This window comes from Paraburkholderia sp. BR10936, from assembly GCF_040965735.1.
In the GTDB taxonomy this organism is placed as follows: Bacteria; Pseudomonadota; Gammaproteobacteria; order Burkholderiales; family Burkholderiaceae; genus Paraburkholderia; species Paraburkholderia nodosa_A.
Genome location: NZ_JBFRCM010000007.1, coordinates 166,460 through 187,139, shown reverse-complemented (window position 1 = coordinate 187,139; position 20,680 = coordinate 166,460). Strand labels below are relative to the sequence as shown.

Below are 20,680 nucleotides of genomic sequence, written 5' to 3'. Positions count from 1 at the left end.
CACGCTCGCGGCGGCAGGCAAAACGCCCCGGTGAATTTATAACCGGGCAGCAAAAGCGCCATGTATCCCAATGTGTCTGTTGCGAGCGCGTACACAAAACGAATCAAAAAAGCGTCGGCGTGCCAGGATCGATTCGGCGTGAGCGGGATTGCACGAGCGGCGCGTTTGTATCGCAATGTATAAGCGCCGGCCACAGACACATACCCTTGCAAAACGCGGCGTTCATGAAACACGGCAGATACGTCCGGTGGTTGTAATGCATCAACGCCGGAACTTGCTGTTGACCGGACGGATTTCCGAACCCTTCCCAGGAGAAAGTCATGAACGTCTCGAAGCTCGCCCTCGCCTTCGCCGCCAGCGCCGCAGTCCTCACCGCCGCTCCGGCCTTCGCCGCCATGCCCGCCCAGTCGGTCGCCGCGCAACCCTCGGTACAGCAAAGTCCGGCATGGATGCCCGCCAGCAATGCGGCCAACGCAAAGATCACGCGTGCACAGGTTCGCCAGGAACTGGTTCAGGCGCAGCACGACGGCCAGCTCGCCGCGATCCAGCAACTGTACCGCGGCAGCTAATTCATTGTCCCGACGACGCTAACCCCAGGAGATAAATACCATGAGTCAGGCAGAAAAAGTGCTGTACACCGGCAAGACCCACACCACCGGCGGCCGCGATGGCGCGGCCCGCAGCGAAGACGGGCGTCTGGACGTGAAGCTCTCGCCGCCCGGATCGAGCGCACCTGGCACGAACCCGGAGCAGATGTTCGCGGCGGGCTGGTCGGCGTGCTTCATCGGCGCCATGGGTCGCGCCGCCACGAAACTCGGCACGACGCTGCCGCGCGACGTGGCGGTCGACGCCGAGATCGACCTCATCAACGCGGACGACGCGTTCAAGCTGCGCGGCCGTCTGAACGTGACCCTGCCGGGCGTCGATCGCGAGACGGCACAGCGCATCGTCGAAACGGCACACCAGATCTGCCCGTACTCGAAGGCCACGCGCGGCAACATCGACGTCACGCTCAGCGTCGTCGAGGCGTGATCGCGGAGCAGAAGAAAGCAAAAAAGCGGGGCGGCTTGCGCGCGCCCCGCTTCGCTTTTTATGCGTTGCCGTGCGCGCTGCGCGCTAGCCGTGCGGCGCGTCCACGAGATTGACCGGCGAACCGCTGCGCCAGGCCTCCACGTTGCGCAGCGTCGTTTGCGCGATCTCGTTCATCGCCTCGCGCGTGAAGAACGCCTGGTGCGATGTGACGATCACGTTCGGAAACATCAGGAGACGCGCGAGCACGTCGTCCTGCAGCGGCGCATCCGAGTGGTCCTCGAAGAACAGGCCGCCCTCTTCCTCGTACACGTCGAGGCCGAGATGCCCCAACTGGCCGCTCTTGAGCGCATCGACGAGCGCGGTGCTTTCCACCAGGCCGCCGCGGCCGGTATTGATGAGCATGGCGCCGCGCTTCATCTTCGCGAGCGCGTGCCGGTCGATCAGATGCCGGGTTGCGGGCACGAGCGGGCAATGCAGACTCACTACGTCGGACTGCGCTAGCAACGTATCGAGCGGCACGTAACGCGCGCCGAACGCCAGCAAGTCTGCGGCCGGCGGGCCGGGATCATGGGCGAGAACCTGCATGCCGAAGCCTGCCATGATGCGCGCGAAACACCGGCCGATGATGCCCGTGCCGATCACGCCGGCCGTCTTGCCATGCAGATCGAAACCGAGCAGCCCGGCAAGCGAGAAGTCGCCTTCGCGCGTGCGCGACACGGCTCGCGGCAGCTTGCGGTTGAGCGCGAGGATCAGCCCGACGGCATGCTCGGCCACCGCATGCGGCGAATAGGCGGGCACTCTCGCGACGGTGATGCCAAGACGCTGCGCCGCTGGCAGATCGACGTGATTGAAGCCTGCCGAGCGTAGCGCCACGAGGCGCGTGCCGCCCTTGTGGAGGCGCTCGAGCGTGGCGGCGTCGACCGTATCGTTGACGAACGGGCACACCACCTCGTAGCCATCGGCAATCACGGCGGTATCGGCGTCGAGATGCGATTCCTGGTAGTGCAATTCATATTCGAAAGCGCTGTTCGCCTCGGCGAACGTATCGACGTCGTACTGGCGCGCGCTGAACAGGATCATGCGCGGACGAGCGGAAGTGGGGATCTGGGTTCCCGGCATGTTGACCTCGTGCGAGCTTCGGGGTGTGGGCGCGAAGTGCGCCTTGATGCGCATGGATGCGCCTTGAACTCGAACGTGAAAGCGTTCGCGTGAGCCGCGTAGCCACGCAAGCACATGGTAACAGCAGGTTCGCGGGGGATCGCGTGTTGTCGCTGGCGCGGTTGTAGCCGGCCTTCTGGAGTTGCACGAGTTCGGCCTTCACTTCGGCACGGGTCACCGGTTGGCTCGACTGGGCGAACGAGAGCGCAGGAACGGCAACGAGGGCAGCAAGTGCGCCGGCGCCGAGCGAGCGGGTGTGCGAGCTTCATGGTATCGCGTGGGCGGGGCCGGCTAACACGACAATAAGGGGCGAATCAAAAGTGTTGCTGCACCGCACACTTAGCTCCTCGCGCCTTGCATTCTGCCCTGAAATCTCTATAATAAGGGTTATCCCTTAGGCACTAACCCTAGCAAAGAGGAAATCATGGGTGCAATCGTCGAAAAACTGACTCAAGTTCTGGCTGCACTGCGTCGTCTTGGCGCCGAAGCGCTGAACCGTCACCTCGAATACTGCGAACTGCTCGCAGAAGCTCAGCGCCGCTGGTACTAATCCGCGCCTGACTGCAGCAAGCGTCCCTGCCCGTACAAACGAGGGACGAGAAGAAGTAACACGCGGCCGCATCGAGCGGTCGGGTTTTATGCGGCGCCCAGCCGTGCCTCGATTCGGGAGGCCTCCGTGCGCGCCGCATCGGGCCGTGATCCCGGCGCAGCCAGAAATGCGCGTGTGCGGTCATAGGCTTGCGCAAGGCCACGCAGTTCCCGCGTGACCGGCCGGTCGTCCAGACCCCGCCGGGGGTGAGCGCGTAGCTTTCACCATGGCCACCGCACCGAATCCTGGTAGCGCACAAGCATGAAATGCGCGACCGCGTTCGAGCGGTACGCGGCCACATCCCGTTCGTCCTCGAAGCTCGCCGCAGCGAAGCTGCGACCATAGGGCTCGTCGCCGTATGGGTCCGTGCGCTTCCGCAGCCCTCTTGCCGTTTAGTTGCAATAGCAACGACTTGCCGGCCACAAGATGTGCGCGCCGCAGCCCGGCGCGCCAAATCCCGATTCCTCCATTGCTTTCGGAGCCGTGCAATCCGTGTGCGGCACAACATTCGGCGCGTTTTCCCGCCATTCGGGCCGGTTCGCGCTTTGGGCGGAAAGCGCCTAATCTTGAGGTATCGGCTCTTGCCCCATCTGTGAGCCGGAACGTGCGCCACCTTCCGGACTTCCGATGCGCGATCATCGCCCCTCGCATGCCGCGGTGCACGACGCGCCGCACGCTCACCCGCACCATCCGCTCACCGCGCGGCTTGCTCGCGCCGTTGTGTTCGTCGCCTTGCTGGTCGCGTGGGCCGCTGTGGCGGCCGCGCTAGCCGTGCCGGCTGCGTTCGCGGCACCGAGCCCCCCCGTCGTCGTCATGACGGTGAACGGCGCGATCGGGCCCGCCAGCGCCGATTTCATCGTCCGCTCGCTGGAGCGAGCCGCGCGCGAGCGCGCGCCGCTTGCGATCCTCGAACTGGATACGCCCGGCGGCCTCGACACGTCGATGCGCCAGATCATCAAGGCGATTCTCGCCTCGCCGGTGCCCGTTGCGACCTTCGTCGCTCCCGGCGGCGCGCGCGCCGCGAGCGCGGGCACCTATATCGTCTACGCAAGCCACTTCGCAGCCATGGCGCCGGGGACGAACCTCGGCGCGGCATCGCCGGTGCAGCTCGGCGTGGGCGGCGGCGGTGGCGGTGGCGGTGGTTTTCCAGGCGGCCCGCCAGGCGCTCCCGAGACCGCCTCCGGCGCCTCGGCCCCGCACGCCGACGACAACGAATCGACGGAAGCCCGCAAGGTCATGCACGACTCCGCCGCCTACATTCGCGGCCTTGCACAACTGCGCGGGCGCAACGCCGCGTGGGGCGAGCGCGCCGTGCGCGAGGCCGTGAGCCTCTCGGATGAAGAAGCACGCGACCAGCACGTGATCGATCTGATCGCGCTGGACCCCGCCGATCTCGCGCGCCAGCTCGACGGCCGCACCGTCACAACCACGGCGGGAACGCTGCGCGTCGCCACCGCGCACGCGCCGCTCGAAGTCGTCGCGCCCGACTGGCGCAACCGCTTCCTCTCGATCGTCGCCGACCCGAACGTCGCGCTGATTCTGCTGACCATCGGCATTTACGGACTCTTCTTCGAGTTCGCCAACCCAGGCTTCGTGCTGCCCGGCGTGGCGGGCGCGACCTGCCTGCTGGTGGGCCTCTTCGCCATGCAGCTGCTGCCCGTGAACTACGCGGGCCTCGGGCTCGTGCTGCTCGGGCTCGCATGCCTCATCGCGGAGGCATTTCTGCCGACCTTTGGCGTGTTGGGCTTCGGCGGCATCGTGGCGTTCGCCATCGGCGCGCTCATGCTGATGGACACCGGCGCGCCCGGCTACGGCATCCCCATCCCGCTCATCGCGGGCCTCGCGCTAGGCGGCGCGGCGTTCGTCGCCACCGTCTCGAGCGTGGCGCTGCGCGCGCGGCGCCGGCCCGTGGTGACCGGCGCTGAGGCGATGGTAGGCGCCACGGGCGAAGTAATCGACGAGGGCCTGCACCCCGACCCGCGGCCCGGCCACGCAGCTTTGTCGACGGGCTGGGCGCGCGTGCACGGCGAGCGTTGGCGCGTGGCATGCGCCACGCCGCTCGCCGCCGGCAGCCGCGTGCAAGTGAGCTCGCGCAGCGGTCTCACGCTCACCGTGACCCCGCTGCACGGCGCGGCACACGACAAGGCAAACGAGAAGGGAGAACATTCATGATCGGCTTCACGTTCGGCTTCACAGGTCTTCTGATCGCGCTGCTGGTGCTGATCGCCTTGTCGTCCATCCGCATCTTCAAGGAGTACGAACGCGGCGTCGTGTTCATGCTCGGGCGCTTCTGGAAGGTCAAGGGGCCGGGCCTCGTGCTCATCATTCCCGTGGTGCAGGTGGCGGTGCGCATCGACCTGCGCACTGTCGTGTTCGACGTGCCTTCGCAGGACGTCATCACGCGCGACAACGTTTCGGTGAAGGTCAACGCCGTGGTCTATTTTCGCGTGGTAGACCCGGAAAAGGCCGTGATTCAGGTCGCGCGCTACATCGACGCGACGAGCCAGCTCGCGCAAACCACGCTGCGCGCCGTGCTCGGCAAACACGAACTCGACGCCCTGCTCGCCGAGCGCGAGCAACTGAACGCCGACATCCAGAAAGTGCTCGACGCGCAAACGGACGCATGGGGCATCAAGGTGTCGAACGTCGAGATCAAGCACGTGGACCTGAACGAAACGATGATCCGCGCAATTGCCCGCCAGGCCGAAGCCGAACGCGAGCGCCGCGCCAAGGTGATTCACGCGGAAGGCGAACTGCAGGCGTCCGAAAAATTGCTGCAAGCCGCGCAATGCCTCGCGAAGCAGCCGCAGGCCATGCAACTGCGCTATCTGCAGACGCTCACCACCATCGCCGCCGACAAGAACTCCACCATCGTCTTCCCGCTGCCGATCGAACTGCTCAACGCGCTGATCGAGCGCTTGGGCAAGTGATCCGGCCCCTCGGTTTCGAGCCGCTTGCGCCCGAGCAGGCTTCCGCGCGGCTGCGGATCGAGGCGCGTTGCTTTTCGCACTGAGCGTGGCCAGCCTTCATTCGCGAAAGTGCTTCGGACACGACCGAGGCGCCAGGCCTGTTGCCCAACCCACTGCGCCGCACGAGCACCGCCGCAGTGCGCATGTATAGGTGACAGCCTGTGTGTCAGTGCCCAAAGTAGATCGGCTTGATTCCAGCGGGGGCGTTCATTGGCTGCGCCCACTTCGCGGCCGACTCCGACGAGCCCGCGCTTACGCCGCCATAGCCGCTGCCCGCGATGCCCACCTGCTGGGCGCTAACGCGCGCTTCAGCCGCCTGCAGGTCGCGCGGATAAGACGCCCGGTCGCCCGCCGACGGTTCGTAACCCGCCTGCTCCACCTGAATCAAAAATACGTTTAATCGTCTTCATTTAGTTATCCCAATCGTTGAAAAGGACACATCCAATAGAGCACGGGCCGTGCCGCACCTTCAACGGATGGCGACGGTCATTGGGGGCAAGGCCGGAGCGAGGACGACGGGCAGGCGGTCCGCGACCGCCGGCTCCCAAAAGACCGCAACGTTGCGGCGATGTCGTGCCTCGCGCTCGCGCTTCAGATCTATCGCAAACTCGGGCCATTGCCGAGCGGTGTTACCCATCGTGCGGAGCCAGCACGTGTGCGCCGGCACACGCCAGCACGGACATCACGGCTCTAGCTTGACCTTGATCCAGCCCGGCTCGCGCGCGTCCTCCTCAGGAAATTCACCGACTCGCATTCCTGCGCTTGAGCGTTCTATTCATTGGCGGATGCCGCTTCCCCCTTCTCCACGCGCTGGTCCCCGATACCAACGAGGCTGTCGAAGTGATGCGACGTGGGTGGCGTCTATGCCTCATTGCCTAGCGCCTTCGACACTGCCGCCGGGCTCTCGAACGACTCATTCCCAAGCGCGGCGAGCGCCTGCCTGACCGCTTCATCAGCGTCGCCACCCCTCAAGTGCAGGCGGTCAACCACCTCGGCCGCCATGTGCCGATCGCGCCGCTAGCTCGACGGCTAAAGCCTGCGCGGCACGTGCTGCAATATCAAGGGCGCGCGCCGAGCGACTCGGACAACCCACAGGAATCGCCCTTCGGAATCGAATTCGACCGTCGGCGTTATCGACAGCTCCGCCATTTCTATACATTGAATTCTCATACCCCCTCCTTTCCAATGTCTCTGATGCGGGCGGTCAGACTGTCCGATTCAGTTGCTTGCCGGTTGATTCCCTCAGCCGACACGTCGCTCGATCAGCAACCGACGTTCCGCATGTGCAAGGCCTGGCTGTACGAAACACAGCCTTTCCGGCCATGCGCGGTTTCTGGCGGTCGACTAAGCGTTGCCCGGCCCCGAAACCGCGCCATTCGATGGGCCCTGCGCTACCCAAGAGATCGGGAAGCTCCCGCTCGGCCGCTTGCGCTATCGCGGCGAACTGGGTGAAGTAGAAGACGGGGGCGAAGCGTGCCTCGAGGCTGTTTAGGTACGCGCGATGCGTGTTCGTGAATTCGATATGCAGAGAGCGCTGAAGAGTGCCTATTGAAACCCCTAGAGCAAACGGTGCGACGACGTGATGTAACGCCTCGATGATTTGCCCGCGCAGGAATTTCAGAGGGCCGCCGACGTATCAAAGGGCGTCGGTAACGAGTAATCGTCAGGCGCTCCGCCAAGACCCGCAGGAGGGCCCGATGCAATTCTTTGCGCTTGCCACCGACTACGACAATACGCTGGCGAGTGACGGCCGCGTCGCCGATTCGACGTGGGACGCCGTCGAACGTCTTCGTGCATCGGGCCGTCACGCCGTTCTCGCGAGCGGCCGCGAGCTCGACGATCTTCTCGCGATCTGCCCGCGCCTCGACCTTTTCTCGCGCGTCGTGGCCGAGAACGGAGGCGTCCTCTATTGCCCCGCCACTGGCTCTCATCGTCTGCTCTCGCCCGCCCCGCCGGAAGCCTTCGTCGCCGAATTGCGGCGGCGCGCGCCCGGCGCGTTCAGCATCGGCGAGACGCTGGTCGCGACGGTGAAGCCGCACGAGCACGTCGCGCTCGACGTGATCCGCGACCTCGGTCTGGGCTTGCAGATCGTTTTCAACGGCGATGCGGTGATGATCCTGGCGCCGGGTGTTTCGAAGGCAAGCGGTCTAAACGCGGCGCTCGACGAACTCGAATTGGCGCCGCTGAACGTGGTTGGTGTCGGTGACGCGGAAAACGATCACGCCCTGCTCAGCGCATGCGGCCTGAGCATCGCAGTCGCAAACGCGCTGCCCGCATTGAAGAAGCATGCCGACGCCGTGATGCATGAGGCGGCCGGATCGGGCGTCGCGGAGTTGATCGGGATGCTGCTCGCCGACGATCTGCGCGCCATCGCCGCCGTATCGCCGCGCCGTCGCGTCCTGCTGGGGACACGCTGTTCCTTGCAGGACAATCAGAAGAGCCACGAGCAAGACCGTGAGAAAAACCGGGAGTGGCTACCGCTGCAAGGGAGCGTCTCACTGCTGGTCGGCCCGTCAGGTTGCGGCAAGTCTACCGTGACGGCGGGCATGCTGGAGCGGCTCGCAGGCGCGGGCTGCCAGTTGTGCGTGATCGATCCCGAGGGCGATTATGCCAACGACGACATGACTATCGTGCTCGGCGACACGCACAGCGCGCCTTCGGTCGAAGAACTGATGCAGTTGTTGACCCGTCCAGCACGACCCGTAGTCGCCGTCAACCTTTTGCGCGTGCCGCAGGCGGATCGCCCCGTCTTCTGCGCGAACCTGCTGTTGCACGTTCAGCGCCTGCGCACGCGCACCGGTCGTCCGCACTGGGTCGTTTTTGACGAAGCACATCATCTGTTTCCGGCAGCTTGGGAAGGCGCGAGCCAGGCGATCCCCGAAACGCTCGAAACCGCGCTGGCCGTAACGGTATCGCCCGACCAGCTCGCGCCGGCATTCTTGCGTCAAGTCGGCGTCGTACTGGCAATGGGCGATGACGCCGAAGAGGCTCTGCACAGTTTCGCGTCGGTAAGCGCACGTCCGCTGCCGGCCTCGATGGCACCGGGGGCAAGCACGGGCACTGCGCTGCTTAAGCGTGGCGAGGCGCTGTTGTGGCGTGTCAGTGACGCAGCCGCACCGCAGGCGGTTTGCCTCGAACCGGGGAACAAGGAAAAGCGGCGCCATCACCGCAAATACGCGGAAGGCTTGCTGATTCCCGAGCGCAGTTTTTATTTTCGCGGCGAGCAGGGCAAGCTGAATCTGCGCGCACATAACCTGGTGCTCTTCATCGAACTGGCAGAAGGCATCGATGTCGACACGTGGCAATTCCATCGCCTGAAGGGCGACTATTCGCGTTGGTTCGAAGAGCAGATCGGCGATGACGATCTGGCCTCGGAAGCGCGTGCGATAGAGCGGGACGACTCGCTGGATGCCTGCGAGAGCCGTCTGCGCATTCGCGCTGCTATTCAGGCACGTTACACGCAACCGGAAAACCCGTCATTGCCCGCAGTCCTGACAGCCCGGCAGCCTGGTGGAGGCGGCGTGTCGGACGGCGCACGCGAGCGGGCGGCGGAGTGACCGCTGCCCTGAAGGGTTTCTGTACCTGCACTGATAGCGAAAACATGTGTATGGCGATTGCTTTCTGTTGCGCCGGCTCACCCGCTCGCCTCACATTTAATACGGAATCCTGTCGTTATGATCTATCTCGATTCCGCATTGAATTCGATTCAAGGCTCCATTGCAGCGACCGCGACAAGGCACGTTGATTGCACACTCCGAAGAAGCCCCGTCTGTTGCTGCTCGGACTGCTCGGCATCTGGTTCTATCTCAACATCGTCGTTGGCCACTCGGCGGTTGCGCGACCGATTCGCATAGTGGCAACGATCGCGGCCATCGTCTACGCACTTACCATCGTCGGTATGCTTTCGCCCTAAGTTCCGGTGTCCGTGGCGCAGCATCTTCATTACCTGCCTGCATCGCCGCCCATGAACAGCGCGTCATCGTCCGGCAAGGGCGGCTAGCGCCACCAGACCTAGAGTCTTCCAGGTCCGCCGCCGGCCGCAAGATCAATCCGGGAGGACGGATCTGCCCGATCCAGTCGTCGACCAGGACGTCCATGCTGCACCCGATGAAATCGCATAGCCTCATATCTGCTATCCCGGTGTTGGGCCGGGTCAATGCGGGCAAAGAAGGGCTCGAAGGGCCGACATCTTCCAGGTGCGTCTCGACTGACCCACCACTCAACGCGCACCCAAACTGGCCATACTTGCGAGAGCTTCGCGACACATGCCCGGGATCAAAAGTTTCCGGGGCCTCCGGCGGCATCAGATACGCGCTCCGCACCTTCCTTGCAGTGCGAGTCGCGGCTGGCAGGATCAGATGATGCGCGCCTGTTTCCATTGCCAGCGGGAAACGCGAGACCCCTGGAGTCTCTTCCGCGCGCGGCAGCGCCGCAATGAGGCACTGGCGCGATCAATGAACGTCGGCGGCCGAACGCCGCACTGGCCGCCGCTCAACCGGAGTTCACGATGACCGACAATCTGAATCGAACCGTTCTGCCTCCTGATGTGGCCGCAGAGATCGAACGTATCTACCAGCAATGGGACCTCGCATGGTCGACCGACGATCTCGACGCGATGGTCGCGCTCTATGCACCGGAGGCGGTACTCGAAAGCCCACTCGTTCCTCACCTGCTCGGCGGCAGCGACGGTGTCCTTCAAGGGCGCGAGCGAATCCGTTCACTGCTTGACAGCGCGGCGCCGCGCAAGCCTGATGCCCGCTCCTTCCATCGCGAGGGCTATTTCACGAACGGTCGCCGGTTGATATGGGAATACCCGCGCGCGACGCCCAACGGCGAGCAAATGGACTTTGTTGAAGCGATGGACGTTGAGAACGGTCGGATCAGTCGGCATCGCGTGTATTGGGGCTGGCGCGGCGTCGAAGTAATCAAGGCTGATGCGTATTACAAGGGGCACCGCTAGCCGGCCGAATCATTTTCCCTAAGAGCGACCTTGAGCGTCCTCCATTGAAGTTCAAGGCGATCAATAGTTGCGAGCAGAACGTCACGCCGACAAAACCGGGAAGCGCCGGACACCCTCCTCATGAGTCCTGGATGGGCTGCCATTGAGAGGGCGCCCCAGGTCAGGGCCGCCAAAGATCCTGCTTTTATTACGTTATGGAATGCGCGCCCGCGGCGGTGTGACCGTGCGGAGATGGACCATGAATGACACGACGCCTGTCATCGGTGCTGGACCGGTCGGTCTCGCGGCCGCACTTTTTCTTGCTGACCAGGGCATGCGCACCCGCATCGTCGATGCCGCTCCGCGGGCTGCCACCGAATCGCGCGCTCAGGTCGTGAATCCCCGCGCACTCGAACTGCTGGAGTCCACGGGCGTCGCGCAGGCGATGGTCGCGCAAGGGCGTGCCATCCACCGCACGCGCTTTTATGAGGACTGGAAACTGATTGCAGAACTCGAGTTCGCTGGCGCGCATCCGCGCTACGGAAAGACGATCCTTTCGCAGGCCTGCGGCGAGGCATTGCTCGCGCAAGCCTTGCGCGAGCGGGTCCGTCACAATCGCAGCTGCCTTACGGCGACCGTTTTCTGCAGGCGTTACAACTGACCGGATCACCCATCCGCGGTATTCGGTAACTCTCGCCCAACCGCGCCTGCGCCCGCTAGACCGTGCGGAAAAGGCCAGACATAGGCATCAGGCATGCTCGGGCACCCAAGTCTTTCAACGCAGTAAATCCTTCGCAGCACGCTTGCCAACCGCACGGGCTAGCACGGGCCGGAGCGGCCAATAGATCGCCGCAAGCGTCGCTCAGGCCTGGTAAGGCCTGCTGCCCCGTTGCAACTTGTACCAGCCTGATTCACCGTCCGCATATGACCCGAGCGACGGCTCATCGCTCGGACTGGCGTCGCTGGACTCACCGCGGAACGTTCGCCCGAAGCGGCGCGCCATCTCTCATTGACTGGCGCCGGCAGCGCTGCTCGCCGCAGCAGGCGAACTGCTCATGCCAGTGTCGCTCTGTGCATTGGTGTTGTCGGCACGTTTGCATCCAGCAGCCGATAGCAGCGCCAGCAGCGCTGCAAGCACAATAATCCCTGTCACGCTGTGTCTCATTTGATACTCCAATAGCGGTCCCGCAATATGGCGCGCAACCTTCATGCCGCGGGTCCGTCATCATACAAGTCCGGTGCGTCGTCCCGGTGCAGCCGCTCAAACGAACCGGAACTCATCGGAACCCACTTTGCCTGTTGCATTACATCGACAGGGGCCGCGCCATACGCGCGGGCACGCGCATGTCCAGTTGGGAGGTAATTCGCCAGCGGGCTTTTGTGAACGCCATGCGAGCTCCCGCGGCCGTTGCAGCAGCAGCGCGACGTGGGCAATGGCACGCCGCAGGCCCTACGACGTCAGCGAAGTGTCCAATGAACGTCCCTGTTTTGGAAAGGACTACATGAACAGCACCATTCAGCTCCGCAACCCGGGCAGCGGTAGTACTGGATGCGGATGCTGCCGAGATATGCCGGTTCGCCGACATCGCGCAGAGGGTGGGTCACATCGAAATCGGGGTGACTCAGCAGAAGACTGCAGGACGCGCAAAGACGTGATGGATCGCAAATCATTTCATTGCCCCTGCATTGCCTTCGATGCGCAACTGCCAGGCGTCGCACGATACTTTTCACGAAGGCAGAAGATCTTGATGTCAAGGAACACGGAGGCTTGGGGGACAAAGCGGAGTGTCCCTCGTCCGTGAAGCGCTCGAAGTATAGGATGCGGTCCGGCGCGGGCAAGCGTACTAAATTCATGGGTTCCGCACAGGCAGTTGACCGCACTCGGACGATCAGCTGCGCACGGACGCGTCAAGAAAGGTTGGACTCGACGGATTGCCATCTCCGCAGCGCGGCGGCGCATGGCCAGGTGAAACAGATGACTTCAGGAGCCTGCAACTGTCTGGCCCCGTCACCCTACCGCGCGCAGTCACGTTCGCTGCGGCTCATCGGAATACAGCGCCACTGGTCGCATGCTTGCAAACGTCTGCCCGAAAGCTCCTGCGTCCGGCGCGCCAGCCCCACACTCGAGCGAGGTCATTCATGACGCGCCAGCCATTGAACAGTGACGTGAACACCCCGACGGCCGCCAATGCAAAAATACTCAGACCTACGCACTGCACGATCGCCGGGGTGCCGGACGTCCACAGCAATGGCATCGCCGGGAAGATGGCTCCGACCGCAAACAACAGAAACGAAAATCCCGCTGCAGTCCACGGATTGCCACCGAGTTCCATGACGGCGAGCGTGAACACACACAATCCAAGCGTCTCGTGGAATCGCCGGTCTATCTCGTGGACGGACGAATACACGCGCCGTTCGCGTCCGCCTGGCTCGTAGACGATGCGACGAGGACAAGAACTGCCGTACACCAGTGAAGGAATTGCGTGATCGAGCCGTAACGGGTTCCAGAGCTACCCATGGCTTTTTTCAGGTTAGCAGAGTGTCATTACATTGACGCACGCGAATGAGCGACGGGCAACGACACAGTAGCTGACGTGGCGCATACCTGTTCATGGGCTTACGGCATCGTGGTAGCCGACGCCGAGCACAAACCCTGGAACCGGCTCGATTCCAGTAGAGGACTGACTACTTGGGTCAGCTTGACAAGCGAAGCGCGAGTTAGTGGCGATTAATATTTACCTCTACGAGCGTCGGCCCGCAAACAGGGTCTATACGCGTCATGACGTTCAGTACCGGGTTTCCTGTCATCGGCTGCGTAATGCGTTACTAAGGCAGTATTTCCCGTAGACCAAACAGTGGTGAATTCCAACATTCGGCAATGCGTTTTCAGCGAAAACGCCAGTAACAGCCCGTGTCGTGTTCGTTGTGAAAACCGGACGGTTTTGATTTATGGACTGGAATGCGATGACCAAGACCAGAGCAAAAACCATGCATATCGGTGGAATGTGCTTTTTCATCGTCGGTGCCTGATACGGTAACCCGAAACGCCCTGCCAAGGTGCGGCGGAGCTCGCTCTCAGTTCATGCCACTGAGTGACCTGTTATGCCACGTTCGCCAAATGAACATGACGTTGCTCTGCGCCGCCGTGGCGTCATTTGACTTGCACGGCGGAGTATGTACCTCGGCGCGCTGTCCGCGCTTCCACTCATTTCATTCGGGCGCAGATTCGTGGGCCTGTCGACCAATCGAAGCTAGATACGCCGTTGTCCATGTCCATTCGGACCGCCAAGATACTTGAGCATTAACGCGGCCCTCTCGGGCCGTCCGCGCCGAAGAGTCGCGGTCCCGGAGCCGATACCTGCTGCGAACTGCGTACGAAATGTATCGCTTCAAATGACTGTCAACCATCACGACCCGACCCGCAGGCGCCGTAGCAGAGCCCGTCCTGCCTCGGTTAATCGCACGGTGATCCAGTCAGGCGCTCGCTCCTGAGTTTCGACAAGCTTCCGACTCTGCAATGCCCTCATGTTCGGGTCCAGTGTGCGTACCCGCATTTCCCCGTTCGCAAGCGTTAGCAGCGTGCCAATCTCATGGTGGCTGAGCATCGAAGTCCCCGCAAATGAAGACATGTCGAGAGCAGAAGCCGCGTCACGTGCCCGTATGCATACGCTTGCACGAAAAAGACGGGGCCGTGCGCACTAGAGAAGGGGCAGACTTGCGTCTGCCCGATGCACGTTAATGGATAGCCATCTGCACGACCTTCACGATCACGAGACCTACCGCGACGACGAGGTAGGTGCGCAGCACGCCCATCCACACGCGCGTCGACAACGTCAGGTGCTGCGGCGCCGGCAGGTCTTCGAGCGGCGCCATGCGCCACGTGTTGCGCAACTCCTTGAGCGCTGGCTTGTTGAGCGGCAGGGCATCCTGGGTGCCATTCGCGCGGCGTGACTTGCGCGAGAGTTCCACCGCGGCGTACACCGCTGCGGCAAGCCCGCATCCGCCCACGAGAATCTTGATAATTGCCGCACCACTGAGATCCGGATAAACCGTGGCCGCCGTCAGGATGATCGACAGCACGACGAGCACGGCAATCACTGCACCCGTGAACACGTTCAGCCTCTTCGAATTCACCCACGGGCCAAGCACCGCCTTGTCATTACAGAGCAGCAACAGGAACACCGTTGCGCTCGGCAGCAGCACGCCGGCCAGCGTCTGCACAGCCTCAGTCAAGAGGCCGAGCGGGCTGCCGGGAATCAGCACGAGGGCCGCCGCGAGCGCGATGATGCCGAAGTAGACAAGATAGAAACCCTTCGCGTCGAGCACGCTGCGGTGCAGCGAGTGCTTGACCTTGAAGACATCGCCAATCGCATAGGCCGTCGAGAGCGAAACGGCGGCGGCGCCAATGATCGACGCGTCGAGCAGCGCCACGGCGAAGATCGTGGCCAAGGTCTGGCCGACGTACTTGTGCAGACCCGCAATCACGCCACCCGCGTCGGTGAAGTTGCCGAACTCGGGCTTGCCGTCAAAGAGCGCGGCGGTGAAGGCCATCATCGCCACAGCGCCGACGATCACGAACGCGATACCGATCCAGAGGTCCGCCTTTTCGTACTTCATGAAGCGCGGGGTGATGCGCTTGTCGATCACGTAGCTCTGCTGGAAGAACAGTTGCCACGGCGCGACGGTCGTGCCGACGATGCCGATCACGAGCAGCATCACGTCGGAGAGCTTCGAATTCGCCGGCCAGGTCGGCACGAAGAAGTCGCGCGCGATAACGCTCACAGGCGGGTGAATCGAAACGAGCACCGGAATCAGCAGCAGACTCAGCAGGCACAGCACGATCGCGAAGCGTTCGAAGCGCCGGAAGTCGCCCGTACTGACCGCCGCCATCGTCAGTACCGCGGCGATGCAGACACCGAGCACCTTCGAGACGCCGAGAAAGTCGAGCGCAAACGTAATGCCGATGAACTCGGTGACGATCGTGAGCGCATTGAGCAGGAAAAGATCGATGACGCTGAAGGCGCCCCAAAACTTGCCGAAGCGTTCGAAGATGAGGCGTGCGTGGCCGACGCCGGTCACGGCGCCCAGGCGCAGGACCATTTCCTGGTTCACGTAGAGAACCGGAATCAGCAGCGCGAGCGTCCAGAGCAGCGACGTGCCGTAGTTCTGCCCCGCCTGCGTATAAGTGCCGAAGGCGCCGGCGTCGTTATCGCCGACCATGACGATGAGGCCGGGGCCGAGGATGGCAAGCAGTGTGCGCAGGCGCGCCATCCAGTTGCTGCGCGGAGCGGTGTCGTGGCGGGCGATGGTGCCGAGGGCGCCTTTGATATCGCCCACGTGCGCGTCGTCGAGCACGGCACTCCGACGTTGCGTGATGTTTGCAGGAGTGGTGGACATCGTTACTTATTCCTTAGTAGTACTTTTTTGAACTTAATGATTGAGACGTGGCGCTGCCCCGCCGACTGCTGGTGCGGGAGCAGGGGCAGAAGTCGGTGACGCCAGGCCGTGTCAGCGAACGAGCTTTTTGAATGCCGTCCAGACGGCAGCGACTACGCCGGTGGAACCGTGCGAATGTGAGTCGAGCCCGAGCATGCCGTTGTAGTGCGTGCGAGCTTCTTCGACGTGCGGGAGTTGCGAAACGAGGAGAGCGAAGTGCATGGTGATTCCTCCAGATGCCTGAAACGTGGCGCCATCGATCAGGCGTGCCTTCGTTTCGCTTCACGCGGGGGGCAATATGCCCGGGCGTGTGGGAGGAACGTATGCGGACTGATGTCAGGCGAAGCGGGCCGCGCCTTGTGGGAGCGCAACGCAAGTCGTGCAGGGACAAGGCTCAGGGTCGGGCATTGTGAACTCCTCTGTTGTCAGGGTCAGGGTCCGAGTCAAGCTTGACGGACGTGTTTAACCACACGCCAGGTCCCGCGCGCCAGTGCGCGAAAACGGCGTGAACAAGCGGCGGCGCGAGCCAATGGCTCGACACCCAGGGTCGCGTTGACGAACGTGCGTGATAGCACACACGCCAACGACGGCGGCCAATCGAAGAGATGCGCGGGAGAGACTGCGGAAGCTACTGCGGCGCGCACCGTCTGCCTGCTGGCAGGACGGCGGCTAAGGAAGAATCCAGGCGGGCGTCGTGCCGGTCAGGCAGAAAAACGATTCGAAGGTCGACAACTACAACTGTCCAAGGCATATGCCCCTTTCGTGGAAACAGGCGAATTCTAGTGACGACGCGTGAGCCGAGTCAACGACTATTTCAAAGATTTTTCTTTCGAATCTGTTACTTCCATTTGACGAAATTCATTTGCATTCCGTTTTGTTATGCACTCCACAACAGAACCATTTCCCGTGAGTTTGTGTTGCACACGTGCTGCGCCGCGCACGCTCGTGTGCATCCCAGAATGCCATTGAGCTGGCACGGTCCGGTGCGTTTGGCGTCCCTCTTCGAACTGCTCTGCACTGCATGACAATTTTTACTTGCGCGCTCGCAGATGGCGCGCATAGAATCCGCCCTGTCTTAGAAACAGGAGAGTCCTTCGTGGACGCAAGCTCTAGTTGTCGATCTTGTATGCCGGCGTGTGCCGGCAACCAGACTGCAATCGCGCGTTAGCGACGCCGGACTTTCCCTCCTGCCGCTGACCCCGATTGACGGGTCAGCGCGCTTCTTCCGGACCGCCCGTGCGGTCTGTCTGTAGCTCGCTCCCTTTTTGCTTAAGTACGCCGACAGCGCCCGACTTCGCTGACGGTGTGCCACTTATCGAACGTTGCCCGGCCAGCCGGGCTCGACGGGAGTTGAATCATGCATATCGAACGCTTTCTCCTCGCCTCACGCGATTACCTGCGTGCAACGCCAGCAGTCGCACCGCAACGCGAACCTGACGGGCATAGCCAGCTCTGGCGGCACACAGGTGCCGACAGAGTCCAGGCAGTGCAACGCGGCACCTCGGTTGCAGCCCTCTGGAAGATGCCAGGACGCACCGGTGGCGGTACTTGGTGGCCCGCCTGACCGGGTCATCGTCGCAAATAGGCTTTGCAAGACTGCAGCCCCCACGGCGAGTCGGCGCCGGACACCCTCCCGCGTTGGCATCGCTTATTCATCAGTTCGCTTCCCAGAAGAATACAAAATGATCTCCTTTGGTACGCCCACACATAACGACAACAGCATTGACAGCCGATGTATGCTCGCTCCGCCCTCGCGCCTGAAGCCAGTCTGCGCCGCCGCAGCGCTGTTGGTGGTACTGGGCGCCAGCATCAACATGCCGGCTTATGCACAGTCGGAGTCAGCCGCGCCCACATCGGCGGACCAGGGCTCTTCCGCAACCACAAACACCGACACAAGCGCGGCATCGGCCGGGGCCGCCGCCGCGCCGACCGGCTTCTGGGAGCGCTCTAACCTGCTCGGCGACATGGGCGGACTGCGCACGCTACTGGGCGATCACGGCATCACGTTCAACGCGCAAGAAACCAGCGAGCTCTACGGCAACTTCTCCGGCGGTATCTCGAAGGGCGCTTCATACAACGGCGCCACTCAGTTCGGCCTTAGCGTCGATACTGACAAGGCGCTCGGCCTGAAGGGCGGCACCTTCTTCGTCGATGCCCTGCAGATTCACGGACACGGCATCACGGCGGCACGTCTGAATGCGCTGCAAGCCGTGAGCGGCGTCGAAGCCGAAGCGTCGACGCGTTTGTGGGAACTCTGGTACCAGCAGGCGATAGGTGACAAATTCGACGTCAGGATCGGCCAGCAGAGCCTTGATCAGGAATTCATCATCAGCCAGTACGGCAGCACGTTCGCGAACGCGACTTTCGGCTGGCCCGTACTGGCCGCCACTGACATGCCTGCGGGCGGCCCTGCCTATCCGCTCTCGTCACTCGGCGTGCGCCTGCGGTTCAAGCCGAGTGACTCGATGACGATTCTCGGCGGCATCTTCGACGGCAACCCCGCGCCGGGCAATGGCGACCCGCAGCAACTCAACGCCAGCGGCACGCGGTTCAACCTGCACAACGGCGTCATGATGATCGGCGAGGTCCAGTACGCGATCAACCAGCCGCCGGCAGGCGGATCTGGTTCGGCACAGCCGGGCGGGCTGCCGGGCACCTACAAGCTGGGCTTCTGGTACAACAACAATCACTTCGCGGATCAGCACCTCGACACGAACGGCATCTCGCTCGCGAGCCCGGCGTCGAACGGCGTGCCGGCCACGCATCGCGGCAACTTCAGCATTTATGCCGTTGCAGACCAGATGGTGTGGCGCCCGAGCGCCGACAGCCCGCAATCGGTTGGCGTGTTCACGCGTGTGATGGGCGCGCCGGGCGACCGTAACCTGCTCGACTTCAATATCAATGGAGGCGTCGTCCTGAAAGCTCCGTTCAAGGGCCGGGACAGCGACTCGGTCGGGCTCGCGGTGAGCTACGCGAACGTCAGCTCGAGCGCGAGCGCACTCGACCGTGACATCGCAACGCTCCGGACGCCGGGCTACCCTGTGCGTTCGGCGGAGACGGTGATCGAGGCGACCTACCAGTATCAGGTTGCGCCGTGGTGGTTGCTGCAGGGCGAACTCCAGTACATCTTCCATCCGGGTGGCGGCATCCCCGACCCGAACAACAGCGGTGCACGCATCGGCAACGAGGCCGTAGCCGGACTGCGAACGGTCGTGACGTTCTGATGCCCTGACGTTCTGCAGTGTCCGGGCCTGCCGACGATTTGTCGAAAAGGCCCGGATAGGTCACTAATATGACGCGTTCGTCTCGACTTCCGGCCACCGCATCAGTCGGTAGCCGGTCTGAAAGCGGCCGTTCGATCTGCTAACACCGTGATGCGTCGGTTGCTATTGCGCTTGCCGTCGAACCGGCTGAACTGAAATTACTGCGCTCATTCCCGTGCGACGGCTTCGAGCAAAAAAACGAGCAGATTCGGCGTTTCAGTTGGGAATCAGCGTCGCTCGTCCTTCGCAATGCGACGCAGGCCGAGCGCGAGTGTGAGCGTGGCGAAGCTCAAGGCGGCGATGACGCCGGCGCCCAGATACACGGCGAAGCCCAGTCCGTGAACCGTCGCCACGCGTCCCAGAATCGGCGCGAGTATGCCGGCGGCCAGATAATCAAGGAGATACAGCGCCGACAGGGTGCCGCCTCGTCCATCGCCGGGGGTCGCGCGGTTGATGAAATCGCGGGGGCAGTCGGGCAGGCTGTATGGGTCATGCCCGTCTCCCCCGGTATCAGAGCTTGGAACCGCCATCGACACGCAGCGTGTCACCCGTCACCCAGCGTGCCGCATCGGATGCGAGGAACAGGGCAGCGCCTGCGATGTCGTCGGGTTGCGCCACGCGCTTGAGGGCCTGCATGCCGAGGGTGAAGTCCCGCCCGGCATCGGTTTTGGCGAAGTTCGACATGTCAGTTTCAACGACGCCCGGCGCGACGGCGTTCACGCGAATGCCGCGCTCGCCGAGCGCTGCGGCGAAATGCTTGACCAGGGTGTCGATTGCTCCCTTACTCGCGGCGTAGGCTGACAGATTGCCAACCGAAGCGCGGGCTGCAAGTGAGGACAGCAGGACTACGCTACTGCCCTCGCCCAGCACGGGCAGCAGTTGCTGGACGAGGAAGTATGGGGCGCGCACATTGACGGCGAACAACCGGTCGAAGTCCTCTACCGTCGTTTCCGCGATCGACGAGGCCTTCGAGATGCCGGCATTCGCAACGAGAATGTTGAGACGCTCGCCAATCAGCCCGCGTACCTGACGGGCCAGTTCGTGAGGGCCGTTCGCCGCGCTCAGGTCTGCCGCGACCTTGTCGGCCGAACCACCCGACGCACGGATCGCCTCGACGACCGAATTCGCAGCCTTCTCGTCGCTGCCGAAGTGCACGATCACGCGCGCGCCTGCTGCTGCCAGAGCCTGAGCGGTTGCGCGGCCGATGCCGCGCGAAGCGCCCGTGACGAGTGCAGTTTTGCCGTGAAGATTAGTAGTCACGATTAACTCCTGTTGAATTCGGGATCAAATGTCG

The 20,680-nt window shown here is 63.0% G+C and carries 17 protein-coding genes and 2 pseudogenes; 10 read left to right on the top strand and 9 right to left on the bottom strand.

All coding sequences use genetic code 11. The features are described 5' to 3' along the window. The first annotated feature begins 320 nt into the window (after positions 1 to 320). Entirely contained in the window at positions 321 to 569 is a 249-nt protein-coding gene (locus AB4Y36_RS17320) for a DUF4148 domain-containing protein (protein ID WP_069262375.1), read from the top strand. 40 nt (positions 570 to 609) lie between these two features. Beyond that, on the top strand, positions 610 to 1,032 hold the full coding sequence (locus AB4Y36_RS17315; protein WP_069262376.1) for an organic hydroperoxide resistance protein: 423 nt from the start codon (positions 610 to 612) through the stop codon (positions 1,030 to 1,032). An 84-nt stretch (positions 1,033 to 1,116) separates the two neighbouring features. Here the strand turns inward: AB4Y36_RS17315 and AB4Y36_RS17310 are convergent, their stop codons facing one another. Both AB4Y36_RS17310 and AB4Y36_RS17305 read right to left on the bottom strand, forming a co-directional pair. After that, positions 1,117 to 2,151 (bottom strand): 2-hydroxyacid dehydrogenase, encoded by a 1,035-nt coding sequence (locus tag AB4Y36_RS17310; protein WP_342948332.1) that lies wholly within the window; start codon positions 2,149 to 2,151, stop codon positions 1,117 to 1,119. Then, a pseudogene (locus tag AB4Y36_RS17305) lies at positions 2,042 to 2,422 on the bottom strand (DUF4148 domain-containing protein); the annotation flags it as partial. The pseudogene AB4Y36_RS17305 and the gene AB4Y36_RS17310, both read right to left, overlap by 110 nt. A 192-nt stretch (positions 2,423 to 2,614) precedes the next feature. On the opposite strand from AB4Y36_RS17305, the gene AB4Y36_RS17300 reads away from it, so the two are divergent. The 3 genes from AB4Y36_RS17300 (at position 2,615) to AB4Y36_RS17290 (ending at position 5,709) form a co-directional block, all read left to right on the top strand. Next, a complete protein-coding gene (locus tag AB4Y36_RS17300) occupies positions 2,615 to 2,740 on the top strand; it encodes a hypothetical protein (protein WP_256094506.1) in 126 nt (41 codons plus the stop codon). A 666-nt stretch (positions 2,741 to 3,406) separates the two neighbouring features. Continuing rightward, complete coding sequence (locus AB4Y36_RS17295) at positions 3,407 to 4,951, top strand: nodulation protein NfeD (RefSeq protein WP_368683662.1); 1,545 nt, start codon at positions 3,407 to 3,409, stop codon at positions 4,949 to 4,951. Then, positions 4,948 to 5,709, top strand: coding sequence for a slipin family protein (locus tag AB4Y36_RS17290; RefSeq protein ID WP_069262378.1), 762 nt, complete (start codon positions 4,948 to 4,950; stop codon positions 5,707 to 5,709). The genes AB4Y36_RS17295 and AB4Y36_RS17290 overlap by 4 nt, the downstream gene beginning before the upstream one ends. 205 nt (positions 5,710 to 5,914) lie before the next feature. Here AB4Y36_RS17290 and AB4Y36_RS17285 read toward each other — a convergent pair whose 3' ends face one another. Then, entirely contained in the window at positions 5,915 to 6,136 is a 222-nt protein-coding gene (locus AB4Y36_RS17285; protein WP_368683661.1) for a DUF4148 domain-containing protein, read from the bottom strand. 1,309 nt (positions 6,137 to 7,445) lie between these two features. On the opposite strand from AB4Y36_RS17285, the gene AB4Y36_RS17280 reads away from it, so the two are divergent. The 4 genes from AB4Y36_RS17280 (at position 7,446) to AB4Y36_RS17265 (ending at position 11,348) form a co-directional block, all read left to right on the top strand. Beyond that, positions 7,446 to 9,305: an HAD hydrolase family protein gene (locus tag AB4Y36_RS17280; protein ID WP_368683660.1), complete on the top strand. Its 1,860-nt coding sequence runs from the start codon at positions 7,446 to 7,448 to the stop codon at positions 9,303 to 9,305. A gap of 188 nt (positions 9,306 to 9,493) precedes the next feature. Next, on the top strand, positions 9,494 to 9,661 hold the full coding sequence (locus AB4Y36_RS17275; RefSeq protein WP_342948337.1) for a hypothetical protein: 168 nt from the start codon (positions 9,494 to 9,496) through the stop codon (positions 9,659 to 9,661). A 594-nt stretch (positions 9,662 to 10,255) separates the two neighbouring features. Continuing rightward, a complete protein-coding gene (locus tag AB4Y36_RS17270) occupies positions 10,256 to 10,708 on the top strand; it encodes a nuclear transport factor 2 family protein (RefSeq protein WP_368683659.1) in 453 nt (150 codons plus the stop codon). 238 nt (positions 10,709 to 10,946) lie between these two features. Then, complete coding sequence (locus AB4Y36_RS17265) at positions 10,947 to 11,348, top strand: FAD-dependent oxidoreductase (RefSeq protein ID WP_368683658.1); 402 nt, start codon at positions 10,947 to 10,949, stop codon at positions 11,346 to 11,348. A gap of 345 nt (positions 11,349 to 11,693) precedes the next feature. On the opposite strand, the gene AB4Y36_RS17260 is transcribed toward AB4Y36_RS17265, so the two are convergent. The 4 genes and pseudogenes from AB4Y36_RS17260 to AB4Y36_RS17245 all read right to left on the bottom strand — a co-directional run bounded on the left by AB4Y36_RS17260 (position 11,694) and on the right by AB4Y36_RS17245 (position 16,345). Beyond that, entirely contained in the window at positions 11,694 to 11,897 is a 204-nt protein-coding gene (locus AB4Y36_RS17260) for a hypothetical protein (RefSeq protein ID WP_368683657.1), read from the bottom strand. 940 nt (positions 11,898 to 12,837) lie between these two features. Beyond that, positions 12,838 to 13,017 (bottom strand): annotated as a pseudogene (locus AB4Y36_RS17255) (VIT1/CCC1 transporter family protein); the annotation flags it as partial. A 1,405-nt stretch (positions 13,018 to 14,422) separates the two neighbouring features. Continuing rightward, entirely contained in the window at positions 14,423 to 16,084 is a 1,662-nt protein-coding gene (locus AB4Y36_RS17250) for an Nramp family divalent metal transporter (RefSeq protein WP_368683656.1), read from the bottom strand. 111 nt (positions 16,085 to 16,195) lie between these two features. Then, the gene (locus AB4Y36_RS17245; RefSeq protein ID WP_176732903.1) at positions 16,196 to 16,345 is read right to left on the bottom strand and encodes a hypothetical protein; all 150 of its coding nucleotides are present in this window, start codon (positions 16,343 to 16,345) and stop codon (positions 16,196 to 16,198) included. 1,514 nt (positions 16,346 to 17,859) lie between these two features. Between AB4Y36_RS17245 and AB4Y36_RS17240 the strand changes: the two genes are divergently transcribed. Continuing rightward, entirely contained in the window at positions 17,860 to 19,347 is a 1,488-nt protein-coding gene (locus AB4Y36_RS17240; protein ID WP_368683655.1) for a carbohydrate porin, read from the top strand. Positions 19,348 to 19,613: 266 nt separating this feature from the next. Here the strand turns inward: AB4Y36_RS17240 and AB4Y36_RS17235 are convergent, their stop codons facing one another. Together AB4Y36_RS17235 and AB4Y36_RS17230 are read right to left on the bottom strand one after the other, a co-directional pair. Then, on the bottom strand, positions 19,614 to 19,916 hold the full coding sequence (locus AB4Y36_RS17235) for a hypothetical protein (protein WP_368683654.1): 303 nt from the start codon (positions 19,914 to 19,916) through the stop codon (positions 19,614 to 19,616). Continuing rightward, positions 19,897 to 20,646, bottom strand: a complete 750-nt coding sequence (locus AB4Y36_RS17230; protein WP_069266906.1) for an SDR family NAD(P)-dependent oxidoreductase — start codon at positions 20,644 to 20,646, stop codon at positions 19,897 to 19,899. Before AB4Y36_RS17230 ends, AB4Y36_RS17235 begins: the two co-directional genes overlap by 20 nt. Between the last annotated feature and the right edge of the window lie 34 nt (positions 20,647 to 20,680).